Consider the following 16,292-nt stretch of genomic DNA (forward strand, 5'->3'; position numbering starts at 1 on the left):
GTTACGCACCCGTGCGCCGCTCTCAAAATACCCGAAAGTATCTCTACCGCTCGACTTGCATGTATTAGGCCTGCCGCTAGCGTTCATCCTGAGCCAGGATCAAACTCTCCATTGTAAATTGTCTATAACTGACAGCTTTTCAACTCGCGTTGTTTATAGCTGTCAACCTGTCTAGTTCTCAGGTATTATTTGCCTTACATCACTTCAAAGAACTTTTTTCTTGACATTTCAAGAAATTGTGAGGACTATCTCCCCCAAAAGCGAGTGCAAATATCGAGGAATATTTTTGACTGGCAAAAACATTTTTTAAATATTTTTTTCTGCACCACTTTTATCTTTTCAAATTCAAAATTCTTCAGGGCTTTTCCTGAATTGGGAGTGCAAACATAGCGCAGTTGTTCAGAAAAGACAAACAAAAGAACCCTAAAAATCTTATTTTTTTTGACCTCTTACCGAGACTGCCTCGCTATCAGCTTTTTGGCTTCTTATAAATCGGCACGGTACTGCAAGGTTCACCAAACATCAGTGTTTTGGAGATAGGCTGAAGTTTGGAAACAAGCTTTCCATAGGCATACAAAGGAATCTCAATTGAACTACATCCTTTTATGACTACTGGACGATCCTGGAATTCTTTCAGGTCAAGGCTTTCCACCAAAACGTTGACAATATTTAATTCTAAGTCTTCAAAATCACCAATTACAAACCCCTTGGCCACTGGTTGAAGATAAGAGGCTACCAACATATAAGCCCAGGTAGGAACTATCGCATCAGCACTGCAAAAAATCGCCACCCACTTGTTTTTATACTGTTCCCAATCCAACTCCTTCAATGATTTGCGAAAATCCTGCTCTTTCAAAATCAACTCCTGAAAGAGAAAATCTTTTAAATCAAACCCAACACGCTCCTCTCTTGGATAAATTTCTTCCAAATTCAAAGACTTGATTGGGCTTTTCGCCACTCTATTTACAATTTCACTCATCAGGCAAATGGATTTTTCTTACTCTTCAGAACTCTAAATTCCTTCAAATAATTCGGAGTAAAGTAGGGTATACTCTCAAATCGCTCGTTTTGATAGTTCTTCCAGGCTAATTCACCGATGGAAGATGCATTGGGCAAGCTGTCTAAGAAGTAGGCATTTGGGCTGCTGATTACCTGACTCGCCTTAACGTTGGCATTTCCGACAAAACACACTTGGCCTTCCTTCAAATATTCTAGGAAAGAATCAGTCTCCAGAATTTCACTATCGATACCTGCAATCTGCTTTCCCTCCGAATCGAAAACCTCTCGATACACCTCCATTCTTCTTGCATCTAGCATGGCAATTATAGTAAACCCTGGTTTTTGGCTGCGGGCTAGGTGGGCCAGCCCCTTTAGGGTATCTATTGCCAACAATTTAATATCTAAAGAAAAAGCCAAACCTTTCGCTGTCGAAGTACCTATACGTAATCCCGTATATGATCCCGGCCCTTCAGATACTGCAACAGCCTTTAATTCATGAAAGCTAGATCCAGCTTGATTCATCACCTGGTTGATTAACAATGGTAACATGCGAGAATGCGCACCTGATTCCAAATGACTTGCTGAGGCTATAAGCTGTCCTTTGTCATGTAAAGCCACCGAACAATTGTCTGTGGCAGTCTCCAATGATAGAATCAAAGCCATTATTCCGACTTGGTAGTAAGAATTTGCCCCATTTTATCTGGAGTACTAAATAACTCCATCGCTTTCTCAATGACAGAATCATTTTGAAGGCTCGCCTGAATCATACCCTCCTGAAAATAGTAACGAGATATAATTTCTTCCCGAAGTGCTTTCCTAATCTCTTTTTGATAAGAAATCAAATCTTGCTCCTTATTGTGTATAATTCGCTTTTCCAAAGCCTCCACCTGCTCTTTGATTTCAGAATAATATGGAGCCTGCTCCGCTAATTCCTTCATATCCTCTAGAGACTTCTCCAAATAGGTGGTGTAATCATACTCTCTATCAGAAAGAAAACTTACAAAATCCTCATAGAGCTCATCACTCACTTCAAACTCTTCAATATTTGCCACCGCTGGTTTGGAATAAAAATATTGCGTAGCGAAATCAAAAACATGATTACCTGCTACTAAACTGTAGGTAATCGGGGCATATCTATAAGCTTCCACTGTCTCATCCGGTTCGATACCTGCCCCATCCAAAACCGTTCTTCCATTTTGCGTTTTGAAGGCTTGACGAAGTGAATCCGGAATGGATCGAATTTCACCTTCTTCCCTACTCAATGCGTAATCAATAGCCTGAATACATCTACCACTTGGGATATAGTATTTTGCGGTAGTCACTTTAACCTGTGCATTATAGGTAAGCGGAATCGTCGTCTGTACTAAACCTTTTCCAAAAGACTTCCTTCCTACCAAAACTGCTCTATCATAATCCTGCAATGCCCCAGCCACAATCTCAGAGGCAGATGCGCTACGCTCATTCAACAAAACCACCAAAGGAATATTCTTATCCACCGGAGTCTTTGAGGTCTTATAGGTACGGTTTACATTTTCAATCTTACCAATAGTCTTGACCACTTCCTTACCTTTCGGAATAAACAAATTCACAATCTCAACCGCTTCAGATAATAGTCCTCCTGGATTATCTCTGAGGTCCAATACCAATTTTTCGGCACCCTGTGCTTTTAAGTCCACCAATGCATTCCGAACTTCTGCTGAAGCATTGGTCGTAAAATCACTTAATTTGATATACCCAGTGGATGCATCCAATTTGCCATAGTACGGCACATTTTTAAGAGAAATTTTCTTTCGTACCAATTCAAATTCCAAAGTATCCGCATCTCGCAATACACTGACCTTGACTGGAGTATTTTCTGGGCCTTTTAGCAATTCAGATACTTCTGAGGTATTCTTCTGAGAGACATCGACAGTATCCACTTTTAGGAGTTTGTCTGCAATTCTCAAACCTGCATTTTGAGCTGGAAAACCGGTATATGGCATAATGATCATGCTACCCTCTCCTCTAGCACCGATTAAAGCCCCTACTCCACCATATTCTCCAGTGGTCATCATGCGAAAATCCTCAGACTCTTCCTCTGGAATATACTCTGTATATGGATCAAGCTCATCTAGCATTGCCTGAATACCAACGGTAACCAATTCATCAGGATCGATCTCATCTACGTAATAAGAGTCCAACTCTCTGACAAGTGTGGCGAAAATGTCTATGTTCTTCGCGATTGCAAAAAGCTTGTCATTTTTCACCGTAAACGCCACAGAACCTGCTAACAGAAAAAATCCGATTAGGGCGCCAAGAAGAATTTTTGTCTTGGTTTTATTCATTTTCATTTTTTTGTTCCTTATTAATTCGGTGCAAAATAAGCTTGATCTTTTCTTCCACCTGCTTAAACTCCATGATGTCTGATGAGACATAAATTAAGCCAATAAATAATTGACTCGAAGATTCTGAAAGCAAATGTTTGTTAATACGATAAGCCTCCCGCATTCTACGTTTCATCAGATTGCGAGATACAGCCTTATTGATTTTTCGCTTTGAAACCGAAAAAAGGACTTGCGGGCAGTCCCCATTGGTCTCTTCTCCCTCGAGGTACAGTACCTTGAAGGGATACAAAAAAAAAGAGGAACTTTTATCAAAAAGTTCCTTGATTAGTTTTTGGCTATGAAGCCGTTCAGATTTAGGAAGTCTGAAATTCATTGCAAGGATGCTTATTGCATGCAACTTACAAAATCTCCCTCAATATTATTTCTTGAGTGTTTTCTCAGAAGAAACGCTAAGCTTCTTTCTTCCTTTTGCTCTACGAGCCTTAAGCACTCTTCTACCATTAGCAGAAGACATTCTTTCACGGAATCCGTGCTTATTCTTTCTTTTTCTATTGGAAGGCTGAAATGTTCTTTTCATGATCGAATATCTTTATTTTATTGCTTTCGTTTCTTGACTTTTGGACTTTGACCCCAAAAAGGACTGCAAAGATACGTAGTCAATTTTGAAATACAAATACACCATAAATATTTGTCTCATTGAATCTGATAAATTTATGATCCATTACCAGCTTTCGGTACAATACCCTACCTCTCAGTTCTTGGAAGTATCCATAAGTTTCCAAGTATCAGCACCGGGGAAAATATCCCTAAAACTCCCCATATGGCGTGCCGGAAGGTACCAAGAGGCTAATTATGCAAAATTTATAAGAGATTTTGCAGTAAAGGATTTCTCTGGAGAAGAAGTTCCATTCATGAAAGTCTCGAAAGCTATTTGGCAATTTGAGGCTAGCAAAGGGGGAGAATATTCTGTCAAATACCAGTTTTTTGCCGGACAAATGGATGCCGGATCTTCGTGGATAGACGATGAGCAGGTGTATTTGAATCTTGTAAACTGCTGTATGGAGGTCAGTGGAGTAGCTCCCACAGAATGTCAGGTTCAGACCCGTTTCCCCTATCCTGTCAAGGTAACTACTCTTGACTCGATTAATTCAAACCAATTCAGTGCAAGTAGTTTCCAGCAATTGGCAGATTCAACCATTCTAGCTACTAAGCAAATCATGCACATTAAATTCGAGGTGAATTCTGTCAAATTTCACTGTTGGTTTAAAGGAGATGTCTATTTCAACAAATATGAATTCCTAGAATCCCTTCAAAAAGTTGCTGAGAAGCTAATCAATGACTTTGGGGTGTTTCCAGAAGAGGAATATCATTTCATTTTTCAACTTCTCCCTTATACTCATTATCATGGGGTAGAGCATAGACGAGGAACTGTGATTACTTATGGCCCAGCAGAAAGCCTCAAAAATCCCAAAAACTATCATGAACTTATGGGTATCAGCAGCCATGAGCTCTATCATGCTTGGAATGTCTGCAGAATCCGGCCAAAAGCACTTCTTCCGTATGATTTTAGTGTGGAGAACTATACTGAGTCAGGATGGATTTTGGAGGGAATCACTTCTTATATGGGGGACCTCTATTTACTGAAATCCGGTTTTTGGTCACTATCTGAGTTTCTCGATAAACTTCAGCGAACTGTTCAACGAGTTTCGGAAGACTTTGGGTGGAGACATCAAAGCATCTTAGAATCTTCCTTTGACACCTGGGTAGATGGCTATCAAAAGTCGATTCCTGACCGGAGACAAAACATTTATTCCAACGGAGCACTTATTGCACTTGCTTTGGACATTCATCTTTTGAATGATGGCTTATCTCTATCAGAGTTCATGCAGATTGCTTGGAAGAGATTTGGAAGTAAAATGCGGGGCTATCAGGAATATTCTTTTTGGAGAGAGGTAGAAAAAGTCAGCAGAAAATTTGACTTCATGGGTTTCTACAGTCGATACATTTCAGGAAAAGAGTCCATCATAGAGCATTTAAAAGAGATTTTGCCAATTCTAGGAATTAAGCTAGAAGAGGATTTCCAAAATGATTATCTCAGAAACAATTTAGGTGTTCTCCTGGAAGGTGAATCCGTAAAAAAGATCCATCCAGATAGCTTCGCCTACCAAGTGCTCATGCTGGGTGACGAAATCAAAAATATAAGTCCTAAAGGTGAACTAGAGGTCCATCGGATCAATGGAAATTCCTACTCTTATAAAATCAAGGAATCATCGACTCAGTTTTTCCCGGAATACAAATTTCAAATTGAGCAAGAAACTCCTCAGCGAGAAAAGTGGATGCAATAAAAAACCTCGGAATCTGAAATCCCGAGGTTTGTTAAACTCTAAACAATCAATTCTTAGATGGCGTAAGCCCGATCGCCTGGCTTCAAGTCAATACATCCATCATATCGACCGGGTACTTCTACGTAATTCAAAGCCTGGGTAGCCCCAATTTCTGAAGTAAAATATCCCAATACGGTCAAATCTTTCAGCATATAAATAATTTGAGGCTCGCGATTTTCTGAACTTTTGTATTGCTCATACATTCCATTCAAATAGGCCAAACGATCTTCAGCGCTAGCTTTCTCAAATTCTACACCTTTTGAATCTTTAAAATCCTTACGAATCATATTCAACCCATCCACAAAGGTTTTTTGTTGGTTTTCATCGTAAGTGTCTTTGACCATCATGACCATGAAAGTACCGATTCCGGCAGCCTTTGCTCCAGGAGTATCAGTCTCTGGAATGATCGTATCTCCAATTTCATCCAAAAAAGCGATGTCCTCTGGACTGAAATCCAATCCTTCAATTTGTTTATCCGGTGCACATCCTGTCAGAATAGCGGTAGCTCCGACCATGGTTCCTCCCATCATCAGTACTACGCTTTTGAGTGCATCTCTTCTGTTCATATTCATAGTTTCTCTGTTTTCTGATTAAAGATTCTGACGCTTCAATTCTTCTACTGCAAAATTTGCAGCTCTCGCTGTCAACGCCATGTAGGTCAAGGATGGGTTTTGAGCAGCAGCCGAAGTCATACAAGCTCCATCAGTGACGAATACATTTTTGGCATCCCAAACCTGATTGTTTCCATTCAGTACCGATGTTTTTGGATCGCGACCCATACGAGCGGTTCCCATTTCATGAATACCCTGACCAAATGTATAGCCTGCATCGTAGGTTTGTACGTCTTTGAATCCAGCTACTTCGAGCATTTCAGCTGCATCAGCCATCATGTCTTTCCGCATATTTTTCTCATTCTCCTTGATCTCCGCGCTCATTACCAAAGCTTCCATTCCCCATTTATCCTTCACAGTATCGCTGAGACGGATATGGTTGTCATGATATGGGAGAATCTCTCCAAAAGCAGTAAATCCAATACTCCATGGACCTGGCTGAGTCAAGGCATCCTTCATTGGCGCCCCAAAGTTCAATTCGGCAACGTCTCTACTCCATCCGCTTCGGCTTGCACCACCTTGATAACCGAATCCACGTACGTAATCTCGTTTTTCACCATTTAAGTTTCGGAATCTAGGGATGTAAAGACCTGTAGGTCTTCTACCGAAATAGTATTTATCCTCATACCCATCGATGGTTCCCCTTGCTCCTAATCGGAAATGGTGATCCATCACATTATGACCTAATTCACCAGAGCTCGAACCTAATCCTCCTGGCCAAATATCAGTGGCAGAACGCATCAAGATCGCAGTGGAGTTGAAGGCCGAAGCACAGAGGAATATGATTTTGGCATCATATTCTACAGTCTGATTAGTCTCTGCATCCAATACCTCTACTCCGGTAGCTTTTTGAGTATCCTTATCATAGATTAATCTTCTCACGATAGACCAAGGTCTTAGCGTAAGATTTCCTGTCGCATCTGCAGCGGGTAAGGTTGATGCTTGGGTACTAAAATAACCCCCAAACGGACAGCCCAACGAGCATTTATTTCGGTATTGACAGCCTACTCGACCGGGAAGAGGCTGAGTAATGTTGGCTGGTCTACCCATAATCCAATGCCGAGCTCCCTTGTAATGTTCTTTGATCCGCTTTACAGCATCTTCTTCCACGCAGTTCATCGGCATTGGCGGCATAAACTCCCCATCAGGAAGAATTTCTAAGCCATCCTTATTTCCAGAGATCCCTGCGAATTTTTCTACATAAGAATACCAAGGTGCCAAATCTTTGTATCGAATGGGCCAATCCACAGCTATTCCTTCCTTCGCATTTGCTTCAAAATCAATATCTGCCAAGCGGTAGGATTGTCTTCCCCAAAGCAAAGATCTACCACCAACTTGATATCCTCTGAACCAGTTGAACGGCTTTTCCTCCACATATGGAGACTCGTCCTCGTGTGCCCACCAGTCTACATTCAGTTCATTCAGCACATAATCTCTTCGGAGAACAGGATGCTTTTCTAGCATTTCAATGGTTCTCCTACCTCGATGAGGCACTTCCCATGGTGGCAAGGTTGCTGTCTTGTAATCTTTTACGTGCTCGACATTCGGTCCTCTCTCCAAGAGCAATACTTTCAGCCCTTTTTCCGTCAACTCTTTGGCGGCCCAACCGCCACTTATTCCTGACCCGACTACAATCGCATCATATTTTTCATTTGCCATAAATTATATGGTTTATTGGTTAATTAATTTTCAAACATCGCAGACTTCAATTGCTTGCTGCAAAGCAAGTAATTTATCCTCTTGTTTTGGAACAAATTCATGGGACACAAATCCCTTGTATCCAGTATCAACTATGGCCTGCATGACGGCAGGGTAATTGATCTCCTGATTTTGATCCAGTTCGTTTCTTCCAGGATTACCCGCAGTATGATAATGCCCAAAGTACTGGTAATTGTTTTTAATTGTGCGAATAATATCACCTTCATCGATCTGCATATGGTAAATATCATAAAGCAGCTTAAAGTTTTCGCTATCAATTCTTTTGCACAATTCTATACCCCAAGGAGACAAATCACACATATAGTCTTTGTGGTCCACCTTACTATTGAGTAGCTCCATTTGAATCACGACACCATGCTTTTCGGCTGTAGCCATAATCCGCTTTAGGCCTTTGACACAATTTTCCAAACCCGTTTCATCATCCATCCCTCTTCGATTACCGGAAAACGCAATCAAGTTCTTGTACCCATTTTTTGCGACGATGGGAATAACTTCTTCATAGTTTTTGACCAATTGATCGTGGAATTTTGGGTCATTCCAGCCATCGGCTATACTAATTTCGGCACCATTTGACATGGAGCACTGAAGTCCATATTTCTGAAGCGTGGGATAGGCATCCGGGCCTACAATATCCACACCTTGTATTCCGAGTTTCTTTGCTCCTGCACATAATTCCTCCAAAGAAAGGGGACGCATGGACCACAAGCAAACTCCGTGATTGATGTTTCCTTTCAGAGATAAAGGTTTCTTTGATTCTTCAAAATCAAATGAACTTAGGCTCCCAAGAGCTGCTCCTCCAAGCAAAACTTTCTTGAAAGACTCTCTTCTTCCTGGGTTGATAGGTTTGGTCATGATGGGTTATTTTGAGGGTAGATTTTTTCTTTTTTGAAAAAGAGTATGAAAAATAGTAAAACCAAAACGGAAATACCAGAAGGAATTAACCAAATCGATCGCCAGTCATGTAATCCGTCAGCATTGAGATAGTAATCTGAGATTTGCCCGGCAGCCCAAAAGCCGATCAACATACCAGCCCCGTAAGTAGCTAAGGTAATTAATCCCTGAGCGGAGGATTTATATTTATGCCCAGCATGAGCATCCGTGTATATCTGTCCGCTGACAAAGAAAAAATCATAGCAAACTCCATGAAGTGCTATTCCTACGAGTAGCATCCAAACATTTTCGTCCGCATTACCATAGGCAAAAAACACATACCGAATAGCCCAAGCAAGCATTGCCACAATCAATGTTTTTTTAATCCCAAATCTTGAAAAAAAGATCGGTAAGGCTAGCATAAAGAGCACTTCGGAAATCTGTCCGATAGTCATTTTTCCGGTAGAGTTCTCTACTCCAATTTCGGTCAGAAATGGACTGGCATTTTGATAATAAAATGCAAGCGGGATACAGATCAGGACAGAACTTAAAAAGAAAATGGCATAATTCCGGTTTTTCAAAAGAGCCAAGGCATCCAGGCCTAACAACTCGGATAGTTTGATCTTTTCACTGCTACTTGCACGAGGGGGTGTTGCTGGTAAGGTAAAACTGAAAATCCCCAACACCAAAGAAACTATGGAAGCCATCAGCCAAGTATTGCCTAGCAGTCCGCTTTCGAGCCCATCTGCACTATCCCATGCTAAGGCGCTGATGAGAATTCCCGCTGCTATCCATCCGATTGTACCCCAAACACGAATGGTAGAAAATTCCTTTGCCGGATCCTTCATTTGATTGAAAGAAATGGAATTGACCAAGGCCAAAGTCGGCATGAATAAAATCATGTAAGCGAGTAAAACCGGGAAAAAGCCTGAAAAATCCTCACTGCTATACAATAAATACATCAGTACCGCCCCCAAGAGATGAATCACTCCCAAGATCCGCTGCGCATGGAAATACCTATCCGCAATCAATCCCACAATAAACGGGGCTATGATCGCTCCAAAAGACTGAGTGGAGAAGGCCAGCGAAATTTCTTGATCTTTTGCCCCTAGATTCGCTCCCAAGAATGTACCCATCGTCACATACCAAGAGCCCCAGACGAAAAACTCCAAAAACATCATAAAAGACAGGCGCATCCGCACAAATAGACTCATAGAAAAACTGGATTGGGAATTAAGTCAAAGTTTAGAATTCGGTGAATTTAACGTATTTTAAGCAAGTCCTTTGAATTTGCGAAATTAGGCCGATAATTATTTTGAAAAAGCCACTCATAACGGGATGGGGCTATTTGTAAACATAATCTGTGAAGCTCAGCAAAAAATGGCTTTTTTTCGATTATTCAACTATTTTCAAATCCAAATAACCTGATAACCTATGTCCACGAATAAGAAACTAAAAATTGGTCTTGTCGGTGGTGGTCCGGGCTCTTTTATCGGAGCGATTCACCTCAACGGTGCACTGATGGACGGCATGTTTGAGCTTGCGGCTGGAGCATTTTCGTCTAATCCTGAAAAGTCTAGAAAAAGAGGTGAGGAACTCAGACTCAACCCTTCCAGGGTCTACTCCAGCTACGACGAGATGTTCGAAAAGGAGCTACAGCTTCCCGAAGATGAGCGAATTGATGTAGTGGTGATTGTCACCCCAAATAATGTTCATTTTGATCCGACTGCAAAAGCCATCCGGGCTGGATTTCATGTGGTGCTTGACAAGCCCCTCACACTCAACTATCAAGAAGCAAAAGAGCTTTATCATATCGTCAGCAACAGCGATCGGAAGTTTTTACTGACACACACTTATTCCGGCTACCCGATGATTAAGCAAGCCAAGCAAATGATCGAAGAAGGAAAGCTGGGGAAAATTCACAAAGTATATGTAGAGTACCCACAAGGCTGGCTGTATAAACTCCTTGAAAAAGAAGATAACAAGCAGGCCGAATGGCGAACAGACCCAAAGCGAAACGGAATGGCTGGATGTATGGGAGATATCGGTACCCATGCCTTTCACCTGGCTGAATATGTCTCGGGGCAAAAAGTAGAAAAAATCTGTGCTGACCTTTACATCAAAGTCGAAGGACGCCCGATTGACGATGACGGTGTCGTTTTGATGCGGTTTGAAAACGGTGCATCCGGAGTTCTAATGGCATCTCAGACCGATACAGGTTTGGAAAACAATCTAAAAATCAGGGTGTTTGGTGACAAAGGTGGGATCGAATGGCAACAAGAAGACAACAACAGTCTAATCGTTCGCTACCCGGGCCAACCTGCACAAATTTTCAGAGCTGGAACTGGCTATCTCGGGTCCCTAGCACAAGAAAACACCCGGACTCCTGCCGGTCATCCTGAGGGATACGTAGAAGCCTTTGCCAACTTATACAGAAACTTTGCACGATGTATTTACGCAGAGCGAAATGGTGAGACTCCTAAGGAGGAGTGGAAGGATTTCCCAGGTATTGAAGATGGTATCCGTGGGATGGCGTTCATCGAACATGTCTTGAAAAGTACCGAGACCGAATACAAATGGACTTCTTTTGAAGTTGAAAAATAAATAACTCTTAAACCTAAAATAAAAATTCATAATGAAAACGATCAAAGGACCTGCCATATTTTTGGCGCAATTTGCGGATGACCAAGCACCTTTCAATAACCTGAAAAATATCTGTAATTACATGGCAGATTTAGGTTATAAAGGAGTTCAAATCCCCTCTTGGGACGCAAGAATGATTGATCTTCAAAAGGCTGCGGAAAGTAAGGATTATGCAGATGAAATAGCTGGAACGGTCGAGGAGGCAGGATTGGTCATTACTGAGCTCTCCACTCACCTGCAAGGTCAGCTTGTCGCTGTTCACCCAGCCTACAATGAGCTGTTTGATGGGTTTGCACCTGCATCGATGGCAGGCGACCTAAAGGCAAAAAGCGAATGGGCTACCCAGCAATTGAAGTATGCCGCTAAAGCTTCACACAATCTTGGACTTACTGCGCATGCGACATTCTCCGGAGCGCTGATGTGGCATACTGTTTATCCGTGGCCACAGCGTCCTGCAGGTTTGGTCGATACAGGTTTTACTGAATTGGCCAGAAGATGGACTCCCATTTTGGATGAGTTTGACAAATATGGCGTAGATGTTTGCTATGAATTGCACCCTGGCGAGGACCTTCATGATGGAATCACCTTTGAGATGTTCCTTGAAAAAGTGAATAATCACAAACGTGCAAATATCCTCTACGATCCAAGTCACTTCGTGCTACAATGCTTGGATTATCTACAATTCATCGATTTCTATCACGACAGGATCAAAATGTTTCATGTGAAAGATGCTGAATTCAACCCAAGCGGAAAGCAAGGTGTCTATGGCGGATTCCAAGGATGGGTAGAGCGTGCAGGTAGATTCCGATCATTAGGTGACGGCCAAGTTGATTTTGGTGGAATTTTTAGCAAACTTTCGCAATATGATTTTGACGGTTGGGCGGTGCTAGAATGGGAATGCGCGATCAAGCATCCAGAGCAAGGAGCTGCAGAAGGTGCTCCATTCATCGATGCTCATATCATTAGAGTCACCGAGAAAGCCTTTGATGACTTTGCCGGAAGTGGCGCAGATGAAAATTTCAACAAAAAAATCTTAGGAATTTAAGAAATCCAGAAATCAATATTTCGGAAATTAGCAATATCAAAAAGCCAAGTAAAGACTTAGGATAGTTGTACGACATCCTCTTCAAGCCTAAAGAAAAACGACATTTAAATATCAAATTACAATCGAATGAAAATTAAAAATCAAATCAGTTTGGGAGTGCTAGCATTGGCTAGTTTGACATTTGCCTGTGGCGGTGGAGAAAGCTCTTCCGAGTCTACCTCTACCACTTCTCCAGCTGCTAGCAGTTCTGCTCCTGCGAAGGAAATGAGTTTGGAGGAAAAATATCAGGATGACCCGATTTATATCAAAGGCTTAGAAAAAGTGAAAGGATCGGATTGCCAATCCTGTCATATGGTAGAGCGGAAAATCGTTGGACCTTCTTATGCTGAAGTAGCTGCAAAGTATGAAAGCACAGAAGAAAATGTAACCATGCTCGCTCAAAAAGTAATCAATGGCGGAGTCGGTGTATGGGGAGAAGTTCCTATGCCAGCACATCCAGGATTGAGTGAAGAGGATGCAAAAGATATGGTTAGATACGTTTTACTTTTGAAAAAATAATTGACCATGCAGCGAATCAAATACGTACTAGTAGCAGGACTAGCAATGGCTTGGGGATGCAGCTCCCCAAGTAGCGATACAGCCTCCGAGGAAACCATGACCGAAACAAGTACTCCCGCTGAGTCTGAATGGATTTCCCTTTTCGATGGAGAGACTTTCACCGGCTGGCACAAATACGGTGGTGGAGAAGTAGGTAAAGCCTGGAAAATAGAAAATGGAGAGCTTTTCCTTGATGCAGCGAATAAGGATGGATGGCAAACCGGAGATGGCGGCGATATCGTCACTGATCAGGAGTTTGAAAACTTCCACTTTCAGACAGAATGGAAAATAGCTCCTAACGGTAATAGCGGTATCATCTTCCTTGTCAATGAATCTGAAGAGTATGATTACCCGTGGCAGACAGGCCCAGAAATGCAAGTTCTGGACAATGACGGACACCCTGACGCAAAAATCATCAGTCACCGGGCAGGAGACCTCTACGACCTAATTGTGAGCAGTGAAGAAACTGTCAAGCCGGTAGGCGAATGGAATCTTGCTGAAATCATCGCAAACGATGGTGAGTTAACGCTTCGTCTCAACGGAGTTGATGTCGTAAAAACCACGATGTGGACTCCAGAATGGGAAGCTCTGATTGCGGATAGCAAATTCAAGGATATGCCTGGATTTGGAAAGTACAAAAAAGGACGAATTGCTCTTCAGGATCATGGAGACATCGTTCACTTCCGAAACATCAGAATTAAAAATCTTTGAGTTTAAGATCTTATTGAAACAAGAAATCCCGAAGAAATTCGGGATTTTTTTATGCTTTAACACGGATCAACTAATAGGCTCTAAAGTAACCTGGCCCTACCCGATTTATTGGGATTCGGGAAGAGAGCTAATACATATTTCGGATCAAAGTCTGGTGATATGATCCTTACGGATATAGGCGCGTTGATTCTTCCATTCTACCTCAAACCAAATATCTTTTGAGGATTTGATTTTGACACGGTGACCAGGCTCTATCTGATCGACTAGCTCGCCCCCTGCACTTGGATGCGTGGTAATGTAGGTAGGACTATGTGTAATCAAGCCCGTACTTGGCTTATCCAAAAAATTATTGACAAGAAAGATCAAAATCATCAAAGCAGCGGTAGGCCAATAACTGACACGAGATTCATTTTTTCGACTTGTCCAAAAAATCATGATTACTGAAAGCAGCAGGATGGCTGAGAGAGCAATCAATAGATATTGCTTGTAATTCACTAGAAAAAGAACAAATCTATCTCTATCGTCTACCTCATATCCAAACAGCGTAGTCTGCCCTGTCAATGTCTTGATTTTGGAGATAATTTGTTCATTGGGATTGAGATCATAATACTTACCCAAATAATGTGTAGCCTGCTCCTTGTCACCCATCCCTTCAGCAATGAAGGCCATTTTCAAAAGCATGGCTGGAGAATAGAGTCCTTCCTGATAGTTTTCAGAGTAAATTTCGAAGGCTTCCTTGTAACTTCTGCTTTCAAACAAAGAATCTGCCTTAGGAAGTGAATTCGTAACCCCCTGTGAATAAACAGGTTGAAAAACAATCAAGAAAAAGAACAGAAGATTTACCAGAAAGATTGGTCTAGTGCTTTGCATTTAAATTCAAGAGTCATAAATTTGCAGTCCAATTAAGGCAATGATCTACCAAAAAGCAAGGTTGGGAGCCAGATTTGACAAATATTTACATGGAAATTCGAGAGGATTTCTAAGCCAAAAATGATTCCGTAGCTCAGCTGGTAGAGCATAACACTTTTAATGTTAGGGTCCTGGGTTCGAGCCCCAGCGGGATCACATTTATACAAAGATTCTTGGCAGGGCGAGAAGTTTATCCCGATGAGCAAAGCGATATCGGGAAGCCCCAGCGGGATCACAGTTATATTGAGTTTCTTGATTAATCAAGAAACTGATTCTGAAGAGCAAATCGATATCGAAAAGCTCAAAGAAAAAAAGAGAAAGCTTACAAAAGTGTAAGATCAAACTAATTCTCGGGGTGTAGCGTAGCCCGGTTATCGCGCCTGCTTTGGGAGCAGGAGGTCGCAAGTTCGAATCTTGCCACCCCGACAATTTATTGGGTCCTGTAGCTCAACTGGATAGAGCAACTGCCTTCTAAGCAGTAGGTTTCAGGTTCGAGTCCTGACAGGATCACTTTACAAGGCGGATATTGTCCGCTTTTTATTTGAAATTTTGATTCCGTAGCTCAGCTGGTAGAGCATAACACTTTTAATGTTAGGGTCCTGGGTTCGAGCCCCAGCGGGATCACACTTATTTAGAGATTCTTCTTAGAGCAAGAAGTTTATCCCGAAGAGCAAAGCGATATCGGGAAGCCTTTTAGAAGAATCTAAAGCAAAAAGCAGGTTTTAAAACCTGCTTTTTTTGTTTCCAAGAATTTTTCGAGTATGATTTATTCTAGCTCTCTCAGAAGTTCAAGGGGTCTAGGTTTTTGAAATGGCCGTTTTGACGGATGATTTCCTTAGCCCGCTCAATACTCTTTACTACTGGAATGATTCGCTTAAAATGTCTAATGAGGTATTCCATCCGCTTTCCTTCTTCTTCAATCTGAAGTAACTCTAATTCTTCTTCCAACTTAAGCCCTACCTTGTGAGCATAAGTAAAAGAAGTAGTGGTCGAAGGATCGATTTCATTTGGATAGTGGAGTAGGTAGAGCAATTCCTTGAGATAAAAAATAAACTCGTGATTCTGGACTGCATTTGTGACAGGAATATTTTCAATAAACTCTACCTCTCCTCCCGCATACAGCTTTCCTTCCATAGGATTATGAAAAGAGAGTATTTTAAAGGCCCTTTTTCCCTTAGTCTGAACATCGAGTCGGCCATCTTCATAGCGCTTATATACCTTTTCGAGGGTTACTTCCGTTCCAAATCCGGAAAGTTTATCCAAATACGCACAAACCCCAAAGGAACCTCCTGAGGCTTCAACATCCGCTAAAAGCTCCCTGTAACGTGGCTCAAAGATGTGTAGATTAAGCTCTTCTCCGGGAAAAGCGATAAGTTTCAATGGAAAGAAAGGAAGATAAGTACTCATAATAGTTTAATAACTTCTAAAGCTTCATTTAGTTCTTTCCATCCAGCCATAAAAAAAGCTCCTTCTCAGGAGC

The 16,292-nt window shown here is 41.7% G+C and carries 16 protein-coding genes, 4 tRNA genes and 1 rRNA gene; 9 read left to right on the top strand and 12 right to left on the bottom strand.

Annotation, left to right across the window (positions count from 1 at the left end; genetic code table 11):
* From CDH51_RS18855 to rpmH, 6 genes are all read right to left on the bottom strand, one after another.
* A 16S ribosomal RNA gene (locus tag CDH51_RS18855) occupies window positions 1-115 on the bottom strand; the annotation flags it as partial.
* A 354-nt stretch (window positions 116-469) separates the two neighbouring features.
* Window positions 470-979 (bottom strand): DUF2480 family protein, encoded by a 510-nt coding sequence (locus CDH51_RS18860; RefSeq protein ID WP_100630150.1) that lies wholly within the window; start codon window positions 977-979, stop codon window positions 470-472.
* A complete protein-coding gene (tsaB, locus tag CDH51_RS18865; RefSeq protein WP_100630151.1) occupies window positions 979-1,662 on the bottom strand; it encodes a tRNA (adenosine(37)-N6)-threonylcarbamoyltransferase complex dimerization subunit type 1 TsaB in 684 nt (227 codons plus the stop codon). Before tsaB ends, CDH51_RS18860 begins: the two co-directional genes overlap by 1 nt.
* Window positions 1,662-3,329, bottom strand: a complete 1,668-nt coding sequence (locus CDH51_RS18870) for a S41 family peptidase (RefSeq protein WP_100630152.1) — start codon at window positions 3,327-3,329, stop codon at window positions 1,662-1,664. Before CDH51_RS18870 ends, tsaB begins: the two co-directional genes overlap by 1 nt.
* Window positions 3,316-3,696 carry a ribonuclease P protein component gene (gene rnpA, locus CDH51_RS18875; protein WP_100630153.1) on the bottom strand — a complete coding sequence of 127 codons (381 nt, stop codon included), beginning with the start codon at window positions 3,694-3,696 and terminating at the stop codon, window positions 3,316-3,318. The genes CDH51_RS18870 and rnpA overlap by 14 nt, the downstream gene beginning before the upstream one ends.
* Window positions 3,697-3,741: 45 nt before the next feature.
* Window positions 3,742-3,900, bottom strand: a complete 159-nt coding sequence (gene rpmH, locus CDH51_RS18880) for a 50S ribosomal protein L34 (protein ID WP_081701441.1) — start codon at window positions 3,898-3,900, stop codon at window positions 3,742-3,744.
* A gap of 136 nt (window positions 3,901-4,036) precedes the next feature.
* On the opposite strand from rpmH, the gene CDH51_RS18885 reads away from it, so the two are divergent.
* Window positions 4,037-5,668 carry a M61 family metallopeptidase gene (locus CDH51_RS18885; protein ID WP_100630154.1) on the top strand — a complete coding sequence of 544 codons (1,632 nt, stop codon included), beginning with the start codon at window positions 4,037-4,039 and terminating at the stop codon, window positions 5,666-5,668.
* Between the two features lie 53 nt (window positions 5,669-5,721).
* Here the strand turns inward: CDH51_RS18885 and CDH51_RS18890 are convergent, their stop codons facing one another.
* Genes CDH51_RS18890 through CDH51_RS18905 form a run of 4 tightly spaced genes read right to left on the bottom strand, consistent with a single transcriptional unit; the run spans window position 5,722 to window position 10,121 of the window.
* Window positions 5,722-6,279, bottom strand: coding sequence for a gluconate 2-dehydrogenase subunit 3 family protein (locus CDH51_RS18890; RefSeq protein WP_100630155.1), 558 nt, complete (start codon window positions 6,277-6,279; stop codon window positions 5,722-5,724).
* An 18-nt stretch (window positions 6,280-6,297) separates the two neighbouring features.
* Window positions 6,298-7,977 carry a GMC oxidoreductase gene (locus tag CDH51_RS18895; RefSeq protein ID WP_100630156.1) on the bottom strand — a complete coding sequence of 560 codons (1,680 nt, stop codon included), beginning with the start codon at window positions 7,975-7,977 and terminating at the stop codon, window positions 6,298-6,300.
* A 30-nt stretch (window positions 7,978-8,007) separates the two neighbouring features.
* Entirely contained in the window at window positions 8,008-8,889 is an 882-nt protein-coding gene (locus CDH51_RS18900; protein ID WP_035483901.1) for a hydroxypyruvate isomerase family protein, read from the bottom strand.
* A complete protein-coding gene (locus CDH51_RS18905; protein WP_100630157.1) occupies window positions 8,886-10,121 on the bottom strand; it encodes a nucleoside permease in 1,236 nt (411 codons plus the stop codon). The genes CDH51_RS18900 and CDH51_RS18905 overlap by 4 nt, the downstream gene beginning before the upstream one ends.
* Window positions 10,122-10,341: 220 nt before the next feature.
* Between CDH51_RS18905 and CDH51_RS18910 the strand changes: the two genes are divergently transcribed.
* From CDH51_RS18910 to CDH51_RS18925, 4 genes are all read left to right on the top strand, one after another.
* Entirely contained in the window at window positions 10,342-11,511 is a 1,170-nt protein-coding gene (locus tag CDH51_RS18910; RefSeq protein WP_100630158.1) for a Gfo/Idh/MocA family protein, read from the top strand.
* A gap of 31 nt (window positions 11,512-11,542) precedes the next feature.
* Window positions 11,543-12,595 (top strand): sugar phosphate isomerase/epimerase family protein, encoded by a 1,053-nt coding sequence (locus CDH51_RS18915; RefSeq protein WP_100630159.1) that lies wholly within the window; start codon window positions 11,543-11,545, stop codon window positions 12,593-12,595.
* A 126-nt stretch (window positions 12,596-12,721) separates the two neighbouring features.
* Entirely contained in the window at window positions 12,722-13,153 is a 432-nt protein-coding gene (locus CDH51_RS18920) for a c-type cytochrome (protein ID WP_026946949.1), read from the top strand.
* A 96-nt stretch (window positions 13,154-13,249) separates the two neighbouring features.
* Entirely contained in the window at window positions 13,250-13,903 is a 654-nt protein-coding gene (locus tag CDH51_RS18925) for a 3-keto-disaccharide hydrolase (protein WP_394335580.1), read from the top strand.
* 144 nt (window positions 13,904-14,047) lie between these two features.
* Here CDH51_RS18925 and CDH51_RS18930 read toward each other — a convergent pair whose 3' ends face one another.
* The gene (locus CDH51_RS18930) at window positions 14,048-14,725 is read right to left on the bottom strand and encodes an SH3 domain-containing protein (RefSeq protein WP_232724864.1); all 678 of its coding nucleotides are present in this window, start codon (window positions 14,723-14,725) and stop codon (window positions 14,048-14,050) included.
* 170 nt (window positions 14,726-14,895) lie between these two features.
* Here CDH51_RS18930 and CDH51_RS18935 point away from each other — a divergent pair.
* The 4 genes from CDH51_RS18935 to CDH51_RS18955 all read left to right on the top strand — a co-directional run bounded on the left by CDH51_RS18935 (window position 14,896) and on the right by CDH51_RS18955 (window position 15,436).
* Window positions 14,896-14,968: transfer RNA gene (locus tag CDH51_RS18935), tRNA-Lys, on the top strand.
* 195 nt (window positions 14,969-15,163) lie between these two features.
* Window positions 15,164-15,238 (top strand) — tRNA-Pro (locus CDH51_RS18945).
* A 10-nt stretch (window positions 15,239-15,248) separates the two neighbouring features.
* Window positions 15,249-15,322 (top strand) — tRNA-Arg (locus tag CDH51_RS18950).
* A gap of 41 nt (window positions 15,323-15,363) precedes the next feature.
* A tRNA-Lys gene (locus CDH51_RS18955) sits at window positions 15,364-15,436 on the top strand.
* 156 nt (window positions 15,437-15,592) lie between these two features.
* Here the strand turns inward: CDH51_RS18955 and CDH51_RS18960 are convergent.
* A complete protein-coding gene (locus CDH51_RS18960) occupies window positions 15,593-16,219 on the bottom strand; it encodes an LON peptidase substrate-binding domain-containing protein (protein WP_100630162.1) in 627 nt (208 codons plus the stop codon).
* Window positions 16,220-16,292: the final 73 nt, after the last annotated feature.

Source organism: Algoriphagus formosus, assembly GCF_002807035.1.
Lineage (GTDB): Bacteria > Bacteroidota > Bacteroidia > Cytophagales > Cyclobacteriaceae > Algoriphagus > Algoriphagus formosus.